This window comes from Mycobacterium lentiflavum (assembly GCF_022374895.2).
GTDB lineage: Bacteria > Actinomycetota > Actinomycetes > Mycobacteriales > Mycobacteriaceae > Mycobacterium > Mycobacterium lentiflavum.
The window spans coordinates 4451784-4467644 of record NZ_CP092423.2 but is presented as its reverse complement, the minus strand read 5'-3'; the positions used below and the strand labels follow the sequence as shown (position 1 = coordinate 4467644).

At 67.0% G+C, this 15861-nt stretch carries 9 protein-coding genes; 3 read left to right on the top strand and 6 right to left on the bottom strand.

The features are described 5' to 3' along the window. Positions 1-62: 62 nt before the first annotated feature. Both MJO58_RS20690 and MJO58_RS20685 read right to left on the bottom strand, forming a co-directional pair. On the bottom strand, positions 63-3779 hold the full coding sequence (locus MJO58_RS20690) for a multifunctional oxoglutarate decarboxylase/oxoglutarate dehydrogenase thiamine pyrophosphate-binding subunit/dihydrolipoyllysine-residue succinyltransferase subunit (protein WP_239720799.1): 3717 nt from the start codon (positions 3777-3779) through the stop codon (positions 63-65). Between the two features lie 181 nt (positions 3780-3960). Further along, positions 3961-4749, bottom strand: a complete 789-nt coding sequence (locus MJO58_RS20685) for a hypothetical protein (protein ID WP_239720798.1) — start codon at positions 4747-4749, stop codon at positions 3961-3963. Between the two features lie 328 nt (positions 4750-5077). Here MJO58_RS20685 and MJO58_RS20680 point away from each other — a divergent pair, with 328 nt between their 5' ends. After that, positions 5078-7009 (top strand): MFS transporter, encoded by a 1932-nt coding sequence (locus MJO58_RS20680; protein ID WP_239723372.1) that lies wholly within the window; start codon positions 5078-5080, stop codon positions 7007-7009. Position 7010: 1 nt separating this feature from the next. Here MJO58_RS20680 and MJO58_RS20675 read toward each other — a convergent pair whose 3' ends face one another. Together MJO58_RS20675 and MJO58_RS20670 are read right to left on the bottom strand one after the other, a co-directional pair. Further along, complete coding sequence (locus tag MJO58_RS20675; protein ID WP_239720797.1) at positions 7011-10415, bottom strand: TM0106 family RecB-like putative nuclease; 3405 nt, start codon at positions 10413-10415, stop codon at positions 7011-7013. A gap of 58 nt (positions 10416-10473) precedes the next feature. Continuing rightward, on the bottom strand, positions 10474-11058 hold the full coding sequence (locus MJO58_RS20670; protein ID WP_239723371.1) for an LppP/LprE family lipoprotein: 585 nt from the start codon (positions 11056-11058) through the stop codon (positions 10474-10476). 123 nt (positions 11059-11181) lie between these two features. Between MJO58_RS20670 and MJO58_RS20665 the strand changes: the two genes are divergently transcribed. Both MJO58_RS20665 and MJO58_RS20660 read left to right on the top strand, forming a co-directional pair. Beyond that, positions 11182-12900 (top strand): DEAD/DEAH box helicase, encoded by a 1719-nt coding sequence (locus MJO58_RS20665; RefSeq protein WP_090605354.1) that lies wholly within the window; start codon positions 11182-11184, stop codon positions 12898-12900. Further along, complete coding sequence (locus tag MJO58_RS20660; RefSeq protein ID WP_090605352.1) at positions 12897-14036, top strand: acyltransferase family protein; 1140 nt, start codon at positions 12897-12899, stop codon at positions 14034-14036. The genes MJO58_RS20665 and MJO58_RS20660 overlap by 4 nt, the downstream gene beginning before the upstream one ends. Here the strand turns inward: MJO58_RS20660 and MJO58_RS20655 are convergent. Beyond that, on the bottom strand, positions 14033-14611 hold the full coding sequence (locus tag MJO58_RS20655; RefSeq protein WP_239720796.1) for a TetR/AcrR family transcriptional regulator: 579 nt from the start codon (positions 14609-14611) through the stop codon (positions 14033-14035). The two genes, MJO58_RS20660 and MJO58_RS20655, sit on opposite strands and share 4 nt — an antisense overlap. Beyond that, on the bottom strand, positions 14611-15852 hold the full coding sequence (locus MJO58_RS20650) for a cytochrome P450 (RefSeq protein ID WP_239720795.1): 1242 nt from the start codon (positions 15850-15852) through the stop codon (positions 14611-14613). Before MJO58_RS20650 ends, MJO58_RS20655 begins: the two co-directional genes overlap by 1 nt. Positions 15853-15861 lie beyond the last annotated feature (9 nt).

Here is a 15861-nt window from a genome sequence, read left to right as displayed (position 1 = left end):
GTCCGCCCCATGCGTCGAGGTTAACCGGTGTCTGCGAAGGTCCAGCCGGTGACTGAGGATTCTCAGCCGAATGCGGTGTCGAGTATCTCCTGTTGCTCGACCGCGTGCACCTTGGACGACCCCGAGGACGGCGCCGACATCGCCCGGCGCGAGATGCGCTTGATTCCGGTCAGTTTGTCCGGCAGTAGCTCGGGCAGCTCCAGACCGAAGCGCGGCCAGGCACCCTGGTTGGCCGGCTCTTCCTGCACCCAGAAGTACTCGCTGACCTCGGGGTAGCGGTCCAGCGTTTCGTTCAGCCGCCGCTTCGGAAGCGGCGCGAGCTGCTCGATCCGCACTATCGCGATGTCGTCGCGGTTGTCCTTGGCCTTGCGTGCCGCCAGCTCGTAGTAGATCTTGCCACTGGTCAGCAGGATCCGGCGGACCTTGCTGCGATCGCCGATCCCTTCTTCGTAGGTCGGTTCCTCGAGCACCGAGCGGAACTTGATCTCGGTGAAGTCCCGGATGTCGCTGACGGCCGCCTTGTTGCGCAGCATCGACTTCGGGGTGAATACGATCAGCGGGCGCGCAATGCCGTCCAGTGCGTGCCGGCGCAGCAGGTGGAAGTAGTTCGACGGCGTCGACGGCACCGCGATCGTCATCGAACCCTCGGCCCAGAGCTGCAGGAAACGTTCGATGCGGCCGGAGGTGTGATCGGGACCCTGGCCCTCGTGGCCGTGTGGCAGCAGCAATACCACGTTGGACAGCTGCCCCCACTTGGCCTCACCGGAGCTGATGAATTCGTCGATGATCGACTGCGCGCCGTTGACGAAGTCGCCGAACTGGCCCTCCCACAACACCAGTGCGTCCGGGTTGCCGACGGTGTAGCCGTATTCGAAGCCGACGGCGGCGTACTCGGACAGCGGGGAGTCGTAGACCAGGAACTTGCCGCCGGTCGGGGTGCCGTCTTTGTTGGTCGCCAGCAGTTGCAGCGGGGTGAACTCCGCGCAGGTGTGCCGATCGATGATCACCGCATGCCGCTGGGAGAAGGTGCCGCGGCGGGTGTCCTGACCGGACAGCCGGATCAGCTTGCCTTCTGCGACAAGGGATCCCAGGGCAAGGAGTTCGCCGAAGGCCCAGTCGATTTTGCCCTCGTAGGCCATCTCACGGCGCTTCTCCAGCACCGGTCGCACGCGCGGGTGCACGGTGAATCCCTCCGGCACGGCCAAAAACGCGTCACCGATGCGGGCCAGCAAAGATTTGTCCACCGCGGTGGCCAGCCCGGCGGGCACCAGCTGGTCGGCCTCCACCGATTCGCTCGGTTGCACGCCGTGCTTTTCCACCTCGCGGACCTCGTTGAACACCTGCTCCAGCTGGCCCTGGTAGTCGCGCAGGGCGTCCTCGGCTTCCTTCATCGAGATGTCGCCGCGGCCGATCAGTGCTTCGGTGTAGCTCTTGCGCGCCCCGCGCTTGGTGTCGACGACGTCGTACATGTACGGGTTGGTCATCGACGGGTCGTCGCCCTCGTTGTGCCCGCGGCGGCGGTAGCACAGCATGTCGATGATGACGTCCTTGCGGAACTTCTGGCGGAAGTCCACGGCCAGCCGCGCCACCCACACGCACGCCTCCGGGTCGTCGCCGTTGACGTGAAAGATCGGCGCGCCAATCATTTTCGCCACGTCGGTGCAGTACTCGCTGGACCGCGAGAACTCCGGCGCGGTGGTGAAGCCGATCTGGTTGTTGACGATCACGTGGATGGTGCCACCGACGCGATAGCCCGGCAGCAGCGCCAGGTTCAGCGTCTCGGCCACCACGCCCTGGCCGGCGAAGGCGGCGTCGCCGTGCAGCATCAGCGGCATCACCGAGAAGGCCCGTTCTTCTTCGCCGTCGACGTGCCCCAGTTCCAGCAGGTCCTGCTTGGCCCGGACCAGGCCCTCCAGCACCGGATCGACGGCCTCCAGGTGCGACGGGTTGGCGGTCAGCGACACCGCAATGTCGTTGTCGCCGAACATCTGTAGATATATGCCGGTGGCACCGAGGTGGTATTTCACGTCACCGGAACCGTGCGCCTGCGACGGGTTGAGGTTGCCCTCGAACTCGCTGAAGATCTGCGAGTAGGGCTTGCCGACGATGTTGGCCAGCACGTTGAGCCGGCCCCGGTGCGGCATCGCGATGACCACCTCGTCCAGGCCGTGCCCGGCGCACTGGTCGATCACCGCGTCCATCAGCGGGATCTGGCTTTCGGCGCCTTCCAACGAGAATCGTTTCTGTCCAACGTATTTGGTCTGCAGGAAGGTTTCGAAAGCCTCGGCGGCGTTGAGCTTGCTCAAGATGTACTTCTGTTCGCCCACCGTCGGTTTGACGTGCTTGGTCTCGACCCGCTCTTCCAGCCATCGCTGTTGCTCGGGCTCGAGGATGTGGGTGTATTCCACGCCGATATGGCGGCAGTAGGCATCGCGCAGCAGGCCCAGCACGTCGCGCAGCTTCGAATATTCGCGACCGCCGAATCCGTTGACCTTGAACACCCGGTCCAGATCCCACAGTGTCAGGCCGTGATTGAGGATTTCCAGGTCGGGGTGGCTGCGGAACCGGCCGGTGTCCAACCGCAGTGGGTCGATGTCGGCCATCAGATGTCCGCGATTGCGATAGGCCGCAATCAATTCCATCACCCGGGCGTTCTTGTCGACGATTGAATCCGGGTTGTCGGTGCTCCATCGCACCGGCAGGTACGGGTTGCCCAGCTCACGGAAGATGTCGTCCCAGAACGCATCCGAGAGCAGCATCTCGTGGATGGTGCGCAGGAAGTCGCCCGATTCCGCACCCTGGATGATGCGGTGGTCGTACGTCGAGGTGAGGGTGATCAGCTTGCCGATACCGAGTTCGGCGATGCGCTCCTCGCTGGCGCCCTGGAATTCGGCGGGGTATTCCATCGCGCCCACACCGATGATGGCGCCCTGTCCGGCCATCAGTCGCGGCACCGAGTGCACGGTGCCGATGGTGCCCGGGTTGGTTAGCGAAATCGTCACTCCGGCAAAGTCTTCGGCGGTCAGCTTGCCGTCGCGGGCGCGGCGCACGATGTCTTCGTAGGCGGAGACGAACTCCGCGAAGCGCATGGTCTCGCAGCCCCTGATGCCGGCCACCACCAGCGAACGCTTGCCGTCCTTGCCCTGCAGGTCGATGGCCAGACCGAGGTTGGTGTGCGCCGGGGTGACCGCGTTGGGCTTGCCGTCGACCTCGGCGTAGTGCCGGTTCATGTTGGGGAACTTCTTGACGGCCTGCACCAGCGCGTAGCCCAGCAAGTGGGTGAAGGAGATCTTGCCGCCGCGAGTGCGCTTGAGTTGGTTGTTGATGACGATCCGGTTGTCGATCATCAGCTTCGCCGGGACGGCACGGACGCTGGTCGCCGTCGGTACGTCCAGTGATGCGGACATGTTCTTGACGACGGCCGCGGCGGCGCCGCGCAGCACCTGCACCTCGTCGCCTTCGGCCGGCGGCGGCGGGGCGGGCCTAGGAGCAGCGGCGGGCGCCGGGGTCGCGGCGCCGTTGCCGGCCGCAGCGGTGGCCGGCTTGGGTGCCGCCGCGGTGGCCGGCTCCGCGACGGCAACCGGCTTGGGTGCCACGGCGGGCTGCGTGTCAGCCTGGCTCGGCGCGTCCTGGGCGGCTGCGGCGGGGGACTCCGGGTTGTAGTCCACCAGGAACTCGTGCCAGCTGGGATCCACTGACGAGGGGTCATCGCGGAACTTGCGGTACATCTCCTCGACCAGCCATTCGTTTTGCCCGAATGGTGAACTGCTATTGCTCACGGCCGCTGTTCGCCTCAATTCCTTTGCTCTGCAAGCCCATTGCCCCGGCGCCTGCGACTCTGCGCACCTCGGTTGACGAGGTACCTCACACCCGCGGCGGACTGGTACGTTTCCGCCTCATAAAGGCTAACCCTTCGCCGCTGATTCGCCAGCGACACCTTGGGAACCGGGGTGCGCAGGGCTAGCGGCTCGCCTCGCGCACTGGCGGCAACACGTGCAAGGGGTTAGGCCAGCGGACCGGCGGGGGGCCGAACGCCTGGCGGGCATTGCGGATGATCTTCTTGCCGACGATGCGATTGCCGCCGCCACCGACCACGGCGCCGATGCCGACCGGCAGCATCTTGCCGAACATCAAAGCGCCGCGCCGCAACGCGTACCGCTTGACGAAGTACCTGAACATGCGCGTGTTGAGCCGGCCCAAGCTCGACAGCGGCAGCGAGGCCATGCCTTCGGCCAGCCAGCCGCCGTTGGTGCGCGCCGGACCGATCAGCTCGCCGACGGCCCGCTTGCTGTCGTCGCCGACCAGGACCGACAGCACCAGCGCGCGGCGCCGTTCGTAATGATCGGCGGGAATGCCGTAGACCAGGGCGGTCGACAGCACGAAGATGGCGGTCGCTTCCAGGAAAAACACGGTTTCACCGGCGCCCGCCGACATCGCCGTCAACGTCCCGACCCCGGGGAAGGTCGCCGCCGAACCCACCGCCGCACCGCTGGCCATCAACGCGGTCAGGTAGCGGTTTTCCAGCTTGGTGACGATCTCGGCGGGGCTCGCGCCGGGGTGTGCCCGCCGCAGCCGGGCCACCAGAGCTTCGGCGGCGGGGCCCTGGGCCCGCGAACTGCGCTCGATGACCTGCGCCAATGCGCGCGTCGAAGCCTTCGGGCGGCCGGAGCGGCCGGACGGGGCGTCCGCCGGCAGCTGCTCGGTTCGTCTCAGGGACCTGGGCCCTGACCTATTGCGTCGCGTGCTCATAGTGCATCTCCTGCGAATGGCGTCTCTTCAGGCTAACGCGAGTTTGCTGAACGTGGCGCCAGCCGCCATTCATGCGCGTCAACCCGACCGCGGACGGCGGATGGCCGGCCGACCCGGAATAATGCAGGCGGGACACAGCTCGGCGGCGATGCGGGCAGTTTGTCCGCTGCAGCTGGGGATCGCTGCGTGCGGGCATTATCACACCTGCTCACGGCGGTGAACCGGTCGTCGGGCGCTATAGCGAGGTGAGTGCATGACCGGGGCCACTTCCGGGGCCACGTCCGGCTCGTCCGGGGGAACCCGGCGCGCGGGGCCCAGTCGTGCCGACATGGCGCCGGAGCGCAAATTCCTCGCCCCCTCGGGGCCGCGCAGCAGCGAAAACCCGTGGCTTGCCCTCTGCGCGATGATGATCGGGTTCTTCATGATCATGGTCGACTCGACCATCGTCGCGATCGCCAACCCGACCATCATGGCCGACTTGCATATCGGCTACGCCGCGGTCATCTGGGTGACCAGCGCCTACCTGCTCGGATGTGCGGTGGTGTTGCCGGTGGCCGGCCGGCTGGGGGATCGGTACGGCCCGAAGAACCTCTACCTGATCGGCCTGGTGGTGTTCACCGCCGCCTCGATGTGGTGTGGACTGGCCGGGAGCGCCGGCATGCTCATCGCCGCCCGGGTGGTGCAGGGCATCGGGGCCGGCGTGCTCACCCCGCAGACGTTGTCGACGATCACGCGGATCTTCCCGCCACAGCGGCGCGGGGTCGCGGTCAGCCTGTGGGGCGCCACCGCCGGCGTCGCCAGCCTGGTGGGCCCGTTGGCCGGGGGCCTGCTGGTGGACGGGCTGGGCTGGGAATGGATCTTCTTCGTCAACCTCCCGATCGGCGTCGTCGGGCTGGCGCTGGCGGTGTGGCTGGTTCCCGAGCTGCCCACCCAGGCGCATCGGTTCGATCTGGTCGGCGTCGCTCTGTCCGGGGTGGGCATCTTCCTGATCGTGTTCGGTCTGCAGCAGGGCCAGTCGGCTCATTGGCAGCCGTGGATCTGGGCGACGGTCGTGGCCGGCGTCGGATTCGTCTCGGCGTTCGTCTACTGGCAGTCGGTGAACACCCGGGAGCCACTGATCCCGCTGGACGTGTTCACCGACCGCGATTTCAGTCTGTGCAGTCTCGGTGTGGGCATCACTTCGTTCACCGCGACCGCGATGATGCTGCCGCTGACCTTCTATACGCAGCTGGTGTGCGGGCTGTCGCCGACCCTGTCGGCCCTGCTGATCGCCCCGTTGGCGATTGCCAACGGCGGCCTCGCGCCGTTTGTCGGCCTGATCGTCGACCGATACCACCCGCGGCCCGTGCTGGGGTTCGGCTTTTCGGTGCTGGCGATCTCATTGACCTGGCTGTCGTTCGAGATGACCCCCTACACGCCGATCTGGCGGATGCTGTTGGCGTTCTTCATGATCGGTGTCGGGATGGCGTTTGTATGGTCGCCGCTGACGGCCACCGCGACTCGCAATCTGCCACCCGAACTGGCCGGAACCGGTTCCGCGGTCTACAACTCGGTCCGCCAGCTCGGGGCGGTACTCGGCAGCGCCGCGATGGCGGCGTTCATGGCGTGGCGTACCGGTGCCGAGATGCCGCCCGACGTGTCCGAACACGATGCGGCCGATGGCGCTAGTCCGTTGCAACTGCCGGAATTCGTGCGCGAGCCCTTCGCGGCGGCGATGTCGCAGTCGCTGCTGCTGCCCGCGTTCATTGCGTTGTTCGGGATCGGCGCCGCGCTGTTCCTGGTCGGCTTCGCGTCCTCGATGATGTCCCGTGCGGGCAGGGCCGCCGCGCCGTCCCACGACGACGATCGCGATGACGACGACGACTATGTCGAACTCATCCTGCGCCGCGAGCAGGGCCGCGAGCCTGCGCCCCGTGCCGCGAGCGCACCGCACCGCACCGCACCGCCCGGGGCCGCTGCAGCACCACCCGAGGAGCTGCACAGCGATCCCGCCGAGCCGCGACGCCGCCGTCGCGATGACCCGCGGTCGCGATCCGAACCGATTGGCTTCGCCCACAATGGATCTCACGTCGATCGCGACAAGCGGTTCCGGCCAGTCGTCGAGCTGCCGCCGCAATGGCACGGCCCGGCCACGCGCAGCGATCGCAGCGCCCCGTCGCCGGGTCGTCGCGTGAACGGCTCCCTTCGGGCACCGCGGGGCCAGCGCTACGGCCCGGACGACGATCCCACCGGCCGCGGCCGGAATTCTTCGGGTAGGTAGCTCACCCGGTCGCCGTCAACGCCAGAAAGCCGCCCAACTCCAGCAGGCCGGCCGGTGTGCCGGGCAGGTACTCGGTCAGCAGCTCCGAACGCACGATCACCGCCGCGTACTGTGCCCGGCTGACCGCGACGTTGAGCCGATTCCTGTTGAGCAGGAACGAGATTCCGCGTGGCACCTCGTCGACCGACGATGCTGTCATCGAGATGAAGACCACCGGCGCCTGTCCGCCCTGGAACTTGTCGACGGTTCCGACCCGCACGCCGTCCAGACCCGCGGAGGCCAACCGCTGACGCACCAGCGACACCTGAGCGTTGTACGGCGCCAGCACCAGCACGTCCGAGGCGGTCAGCGCGCGCCTGCCGTGCTCGTCGGTCCACGGCGACCCGAGTAGGCGCCCGATCTCGGCGACGATCACGTCGGCCTCCTCCGGGCTTTCGTTTGAATTGCCCTGGTGGTGAACCGAAATCACGCGCACGCCTGGCGTGCAGCCGTCGAGGCGGCGGTTGGCGGTACGCTCGGTGACCGAATGAAGTCGGCCTTCATACGACAGCTCGGAGACCGCGGCGCAGACCGACGGGTGCATCCGGTAGGAGAGGTCGAGGAAGTAGCCGCGCTCATCGGGCAACGTGCGCTGACCGTCGACCAGCCAATCGAGGGCGGACGTGTCGACGGGTTCGGGATGCGTGCCCTGGCTGACCTGGGGCAGCTGCTGGGGATCGCCCAGCAACAGCAGGTTACGCGCCGCCGGCGCTACGGCGATCGTGTTGGCCAGGCAGAACTGGCCCGCCTCGTCGATGGCGAGTAGATCCAGGCTGCCCGGCAGCACCCGATTGGCGTTGGCGAAATCCCAAGCCGTACCACCGATCACGCATCCGGCCTGCGCCGAGATGAAGGCGCCGTACTCGCTGCCGTCGATCTCCTGCCAGCGCGGGCAGTCGCGGTCGTACTTCTTCTTCGCGACCCGGCTGGGTTCCAGCCCGGCATCGATCACGGCGTCGAGCAGGTTCTCCACCGTGGCGTGCGATTGTGCGACCACGCCGACGCGCCAGCCGTGCTCGGTGACCAGGCGGGTGATCACGGCCGCGGCGGTGTAGGTCTTTCCGGTCCCGGGCGGCCCGTGCACCGCCAGGTAGGACGACTCGAGATCCAGTGCCGCCGCGGTGATATCGGTGATCGTGTCGGTGCTGCGCGGCAGTGGGCTTTTCGTGCGGGGGGCCGAGCGCAGCAGGACGTCGATCATCGCGGTGCGGGGCAGGTGTGGCAGCCCGGCGGCGACCGCGATCGCGGTAGACTCGATCGATTCGCGCAGCGCGGCCGTGGGCAGCGGCGGACCCGGCGTCAGCGCAAAGGGGAGTTGGTGAAAGGCATTGCCATCGCTACCTATTCGCTCGAGGATGACGACTTCGGTGGGCACTGCCGGATCGTCGACCTCGACGACGGTGGCCCGTCCGGCCGCGCGCCGGTCGGGATTGTCGGTCATGCTCGGCGGGGCCGGCGCCTCGTAGAGTGCGAAGACGTCGCGCATCAGGTCACCGCGGGCCAGCTCGCCGCGCAGCGTCACCCGTCGCTGTGGCTTGCGGGCCTTCGGCGGGGTATGCCAGTCCACGCTGACCGATACGCTGGCCGGATCGGCAATGAATACGTCGGTGTTGTCGGCCCATTCGTCGACCGGGAAGTTCAGCCGGTCGAAATGCGACCACCAGAACGGTTTGTCCTCGCGCCGATGGTAGCCGCGCGCCGCGCCGACCAGTGCGACGGCGATCTGCTCCGGCGTGCGGTCGCCGACGGCGGCGTCCCCGGTGAACGCGGCCAGTGTGGCCGCCAGCTCGTCGTGGTCCCCGACAGTGTTGCCGCCGGAAACCGGTTGGGCGCCAACCGGTGTGACGCCCGATTCCCAGGCACGCACCAGCAGCCAGTTGCGCAGCTGCTGCGTCGAGCGGCAGTCGTAGAGGTTGTAGTCCTCGATCTCCTTGAGCACGGTCTCGGCCTCGTCAGCGCGACCATTGTCGCGCAGTTCGCAGGACTTGGCGTAGGAGGTGATCGAGTCGGCGGCCGTGGTCACGTCGCCCGAACGCAGCAGTGTCCCCATGTACAGCGGCTCGAGGGCCTTCAGGCTGAACGACTCGGCGCCAGATCGAATGCTCTTGCGCACCAACGGATACAGGTCAACCAATGTCCCGCTGCGCAACAGGTCGTCGACCTCGTCCTCGCCGACGCCGTAGCGTCCGGCAAGCCGCAACAGCGCGGTCTTCTCGTACGGCGCGTAGTGGTAGATGTGCATGTTGGGCCGGCGTTTGCGGCGCTTTTTCACCATCGCCAGGAATTCGATCAGGGCTCTGCGCTCGCCGACCCGATCGTGCGCCCACAGCGGGCTGAATTTCCCCGCGGCGTCCAGCACGCCGAACAGGTACTCCAGGCCCCAGTCGTGCCCGTCGGCGGTCCACAGCGGATCGCCCTCGAAGTCGAAGAACAGATCGCCGGGGTCGGGCTCCGGCAACAGCGTCAGCGGCTGCGGATCGACGACCTCGAACTGCGCAATACCGGTATCACGTTGGCGCACTTGTATTGTCGCTTGGGCAGTCAACTTGGCCACCGCGCCGGGCGCCAGGTCGGGCACCGGCCCACAGTGCCGGGCCAGTTCGGCGACCGTGGTGATCCCGGCATCAATCAGCCTGTCCCGCTGGCTGATTCGCATGCCGGCAACCAACAGCAGATCGTCGGTCGCCCGCACCTGCTCGACACACAGCGCACAGCGAAAACATGCCCGCACGCCCTCGTCCTCCCAGCGCACCGCGGTGCCACCGGCGTGATGCTCGTCGAGCAGGCGCTGCAACTGCGCGCGCTGGGACCGAAAGACCGGGATCAGATCGCATACGCGATACCGCACGACCGAGCCGTCGCCCAGCCGCAGTTCTGCCTCGTCCGCGACCGCGACGCCCATCCCGGTCAGCGCGTCGGCGTAGGCCGCCAGCTGCAGTAACGCGGTGACCTTGGGGGAGCGGGCCAGCTTGGTATCGACGAGGCGATACTGCTCGCCCTCGGCAACCAGGAAGTCGGCGAACCCGACGAAGCGGCCGTCGAACATCGCCGCCTGGTACACCACCGGGGCGTGGTTGGCGATCGCGCGCCGGGTCGCCTCGGCGGCAGCGGTCAGACCGGCCAGCGTGTAGGCCGGACGTCCGATGACAGCGACGCCGTCGGCGAACTCGGCGCGCAGCCGGTCGAGTTCGCGTCGCTCGTGGTCGTCACCGAGGGCGGCGGTGCGCGCCAGCAGCTCGTCCTCGACGTCGACGACGGGACCCCAGCCCAGCTTCGCGTCGAAATTCCGGAGCAGCGCATACTCGCATCGGGCGGCCGCGGCCAGGTCCGACGCGCTGTACACGATGTTGCCGTCGGTGACGAACACAGCAGCCACTGTAGGTGAGGCGGCCGACAGCGATGCGGTTCTGCGAAGGTATGCCGGGTCAGTGCCCGGGGCCGTTGCCGATCAGCTCGACGGTGTTGCCGTTCCAACGGAATCGGACGTCGGTGTTCAGGCCGTTGATACCGCTGGGATAGGTCAACGCGACGGTGTCGCCGGTGGTCTGCGCCGCGTCGATGCCGTTGAACCCGTAGGTGTCCGGCACTCCTTGCGGGATGAACTGTCCGAGATGAAACAGGACCGCCCGGGTCGTCGCGTTGACCGCGTTCGTGTTGGCCTTGATGATCACCGCGGAAAGCTGTGCGCACTGGTTGTAGTTACCGGCTATCGGCTCCGGGTTCCAGGCCTGCTGACTGCGCGGATCGCGGGGTAAGTCGGAGACCACCTTCGCGATCGTGGGCGACGCCAGATTGACCGCGCAAGGGTCGGCCGGCGCGCTCGAACCCGGTGACGCGATTTCGGTCGGCTTGGGTGTGGCGGGTGCGGTGATCGACGCGGTCGACGTGGTGGCCTGCGGCGTCTTGGCGACCGTCGAATCTCCCGAACCGCAGCCGGACAACGTCACGGCGAGCAGGACGCCGACGGTCAGTGGCTCGACACGGCACGGTAGGCACCACACATCGCGCAACCGTACCGGCATCGCGTGCGCCGGTGTGGCAGGCATGCCGCGGGCCGTGTCGGCCGCGCGAATCAACGGGCCCCGCACGCCCAGCTGCGCTGTGCTCGCCGTCACCACTAAACTTCTTGCACGATGACAGTCCCCGACGGCACGCCTGAAGCGGCCCCTACTTCGTTCGCCGACCTGCAGATTCATCCCGACGTCGTGCGGGCGCTCGCCGATGTCGGCTACGAGTCGCCGACCGGAATCCAGGCCGCGACGATCCCGGCACTGATGGCGGGTTCGGACGTGGTCGGCCTGGCGCAGACCGGCACCGGCAAAACGGCGGCCTTTGCGACGCCGATCCTTTCCAAAATCGACGTCACCAACAAAGCAACCCAGGCCCTTGTCCTGGCGCCCACCCGCGAACTGGCGCTGCAGGTGGCCGAGGCGTTCAGCCGATACGGTGCCCATCTGCCGCAGCTCAACGTGCTCCCGATCTATGGCGGGGCGTCCTACGGCGTGCAGCTGGCCGGGCTGCGACGGGGTGCGCAGGTAGTGGTCGGCACCCCCGGCCGCGTCATCGACCACCTCGAACGCGCGACGCTGGACCTGTCCCGGGTGGACTACCTGGTGCTCGACGAGGCCGACGAGATGCTGACGATGGGTTTCGCTGAGGAAGTCGACCGCATCCTGAGCGAAACTCCGGAATACAAGCAGGTTGCCCTGTTCTCGGCGACCATGCCACCGGCGATCCGTAAGATCACCACCAAGTACCTGCACGACCCGTTCGAAGTCACCTCGAAGGCGAAAACCGCTACCGCCGAGAATATTTCGCAGCGCTACATTCAGGTCGCCGGGCCACGCAAGATGGACGCGCTGACCCGCATTCTGGAAGTCGAGCCGTTCGAGGCGATGATCATCTTCGTGCGCACCAAGCAGGCGACCGAAGAGGTGGCCGAAAAGCTGCGGGCCCGAGGGTTTTCCGCGGCCGCAATCAACGGCGATATCGCCCAGGCCCAGCGCGAACGGACCGTCGCCGCACTGAAGGACGGCACCATCGACATCCTGGTCGCCACCGATGTGGCGGCCAGAGGCTTGGACGTGGAGCGCATCTCGCACGTGCTGAACTACGACATTCCGCACGACACCGAGTCCTACGTCCACCGGATCGGACGCACCGGCCGGGCCGGGCGGTCGGGCTCCGCGTTGCTGTTTGTTTCGCCGCGAGAACGCCATTTGCTCAAGTCAATTGAGAAGGCAACGCGCCAAACCCTCACCGAGTCCGAACTGCCCACCGTCGAGGACGTCAACGCGCAACGGGTGGCGAAATTCGCCGACTCGATCACCGGCGCGCTGGGCAATCCGGGGCTCGAGCTGTTCCGCAAGCTGGTGCAGGACTACGAACGCGAGCACGATGTCCCGATGGCCGACATCGCCGCGGCGTTGGCAGTGCAGTCCCGCGACGGCGAAGAGTTCTTGATGTCGCCCGAACCGCCGCGGCAGCGGCGCGAGCGGCCCGAGCGTGACGGTGAGCGTCGCGAACGTCCCGAAAAGTCAAGGGGCATGCGTTCGTTCCAGACCTACCGGATCGCCGTCGGCAAGCGGCACAAGGTCGGGCCGGGGGCGATCGTCGGCGCCATCGCCAACGAAGGTGGGCTGCACCGCAGCGATTTCGGCCACATCGCCATCGGGCCCGACTTCTCGTTGGTGGAGTTGCCCGTCAAGCTGTCGGCGGCAACGCTGAAAAAGCTTGAGAAAACTCGTATCTCGGGTGTGTTGATCGATCTCAAGCCGGACCGCTCGTCCGGCATATCCTCGGATAAGCCCCGGCGCGGTGGGCCCAAGCCGCGCAGAAAAGACGCTGGATGACCCTGTCCGACGAACGGGACGCCCAAGGCGGACTCGAGCAGGTCGCGCACGTCGACCGGGTCGCCTCCCTGACCGGTATCCGCGCGGTCGCCGCGATCCTGGTCGTCGGCACCCACGCCGCCTACACCACCGGCAAGTACACGCACGGCTATTGGGGCCTGGTCGGCGCCCGGATGGAGATCGGCGTGCCGATCTTCTTCGTGCTGTCCGGCTTCCTGCTGTTCCGTCCCTGGGTGAAGTCGGCCGTCGACGGCGGGGCACCGCCGTCGGTGAGTCGCTATGCGCGGCACCGGGTGCGGCGCATCATGCCGGCCTACGTCGTCACCGTGCTGATCGCCTATGTGCTGTATCACTTTCGCGAGGCCGGACCGAACCCAGGGCATTCCTGGCTGGGACTGGTCCGCAACCTGACGTTGACGCAGATCTACACCGACGGCTACCTGGGCAAGTACCTGCATCAGGGCCTCACCCAGATGTGGAGCCTTGCGGTCGAGGCGTCCTTCTATGCGCTGCTGCCGTTTCTGGCCTACCTGCTGCTGGTGGTCATCTGTCGGCGCACCTGGCGCCCGCGGCTGCTGGTGGGCACCTTGCTGGCCATGGCGTTGATCAGCCCGGCCTGGGTGGCCCTGGTACATGTCGATCACTGGTTTCCCGACGGCGCGAGGCTCTGGCTGCCGACCTACCTGGCCTGGTTTCTGGGCGGCATGTTGCTGACGGTGTTACAGGCGATGGGGGTGCGGTGCTTTGCGTTCGCCGCCATCCCGCTGGCCGTTGTCTGCTACTTCATCGTGTCCACGCCGATCGGGGGCGCGCCCACCACGTCCCCGGCATCGGCATGGGAGGCGGTGGTCAAGACCGTCTTCTACGCGGTGATCGCCACGCTCGCGGTGGCGCCGCTCGCCCTGGGCGACGAGGGACTGTACTCGCAGCTGCTGGCCAGCCGGCCGATGGTGTGGCTCGGCGAGATCTCCTACGAGATCTTCCTGATCCACCTGGTGACCATGGAATTCACGATGGTCTACATCGTCCGCGCCCACGTGTACACCGGGCCGATGCTCTATCTGTTCGTCGCGACGCTGGTGGTGACGATCCCGTTGGCGTGGCTGCTGCACCGCTTCACCCGGGTACCCGCCTAGCGGGTGCCGATCGGGGCGATGATCGGGACGACAAACTCCTCGATCATCGCCCGCTCCTCGTGGACATCGCGTCCCGGGTAGGTCAGCAGCGAGACGATCACCCGGACCACCCAGCGGGCTCGGCGTTCGATGGCGCCGGGATCGTCGGGTCCCAGCGAATGCAGGAACGCCGCCGCCAGGGCCGCGATTACGTCGGATTGTCCGGCCAGCTCGCCACCGATCGGCGGACGGGTGGTGGCAAACCACGACGCCAGTGCCGGGCTTTCGCGAACCATCCTCAACGTGACGAGAATGCTCACCACCAGCTTTTCCCGGGGATCCTCGATGCCGCCGGTTCGCTCAATGATGTCGCGGCCCAGCCGGTGCGTCTCGCGGTGGATGTACGCGGTTCGCAGCGCCTCCCGGTTGTCGAAGTACCGGTACAGCGTCGCGCGGGAACAGCCTGCGGCCCTGGCGATTTCGTTCATGCCGATCGAGTCCGAGTCGCGCTCGGTATAGAGCTGCTCGGCCGCGTCGAGGATGCGGTCTACCGCCGCCTCGCTGCGGCTCGAGGCAAGCCAGTCGTTGCCGGGCATCAGGACTTCACGGTGATCGGCACCGACAGCGGACGCCGCACGTAGCTGCCGCCCGCCCACTCGATCGAATTGTCATCGACGTCGAAATCCGGGCAGCGGGATAGCAATTCGGTCAGTGCGACCCGCGATTGCATCCTGGCCGCCGCCGCGCCCAGGCAATGGTGGGCACCGTGGCTGAAGGTCAGGATGTTGCGCGGGCAGCGGGTGACGTCGAGCTCGCCGGCGTCCGGCCCGTATTGACGTTCGTCGCGGTTGGCCGAGCCGTACAGCAGCAGCACCCGGCGACCGGCCGGGATGGTGGTGTCGCCGATCGCGACGTCGCGAGTGGTCGTGCGTGCCAACCCTTGCACCGGCGAGGTCACCCGCAACAGCTCCTCGACGGCATCGGTGATTAGTTCAGGGTTGTCCACCAACAGCTTTCGCTGATCGGGCCGCTGGTGCAGTAGCGGCATCGAACCGCCGAGCATACCGGTCACGGTGTCGTTGCCGCCGGTGACCATCGTAAAGGTGAACGCCAGGATCGACAGGGTGCCCGAGATGTCACCGTCAGCACCGATTCCCGCGGTGACCAGATGCGAGATGGTGTCGTCCTCCGGCTCGGTCCGCCGGCGTTCGATCAGCCCGGTGAAGTAGGCCATCATCGATCCGACCGCGTCGCCGACCGTCTCCAGCGCGCCCGCGACACCGCCCTCGGCGGTATTCGCCGCGACGATGGCCTGCGTCCAGCCGTCGAATTGAGTCCAATCCTCTTCGGGCACACCGAGGTAATGTGCGACCACCATCGACGGCAGCGGCTTGAACAGCTCGGTGACGATGTCGCCGCCGCCGTGCGAGCGCAACCCCTCGATGCGCTCCACGACGAAGTGTCGAACCTTGGGCTCGACGGCATCCACCTGGCGAGGCGTGAACCCGCGCGACACCAGCTTGCGAAACTCGGTGTGGACCGGTGGATCCTGCATCACAAACGGCGGGTTATCTTGCAGCCCAATCATTTCCAGGTCACCGTAGTTGACGGTCAGGCCGTGGGCCGAGGAGAAGGTCTCGTGGTCGCGCGCCGCCGCCCACACATCGGCATGCCGGGACAGCACGTAGTAGTCCTGCTCGGGGTGCTTGGGCGGAACGACATGGTGCACCGGGTCGTGGTCGCGCAGCGCGCGGTACATCGGCCACGGATTCGGCCAGGTGTCGGCGTTGGCGAGCTCGAACCTGACCGGTGTGTTGTGAGACATAACCACACTCATGTCTCATTC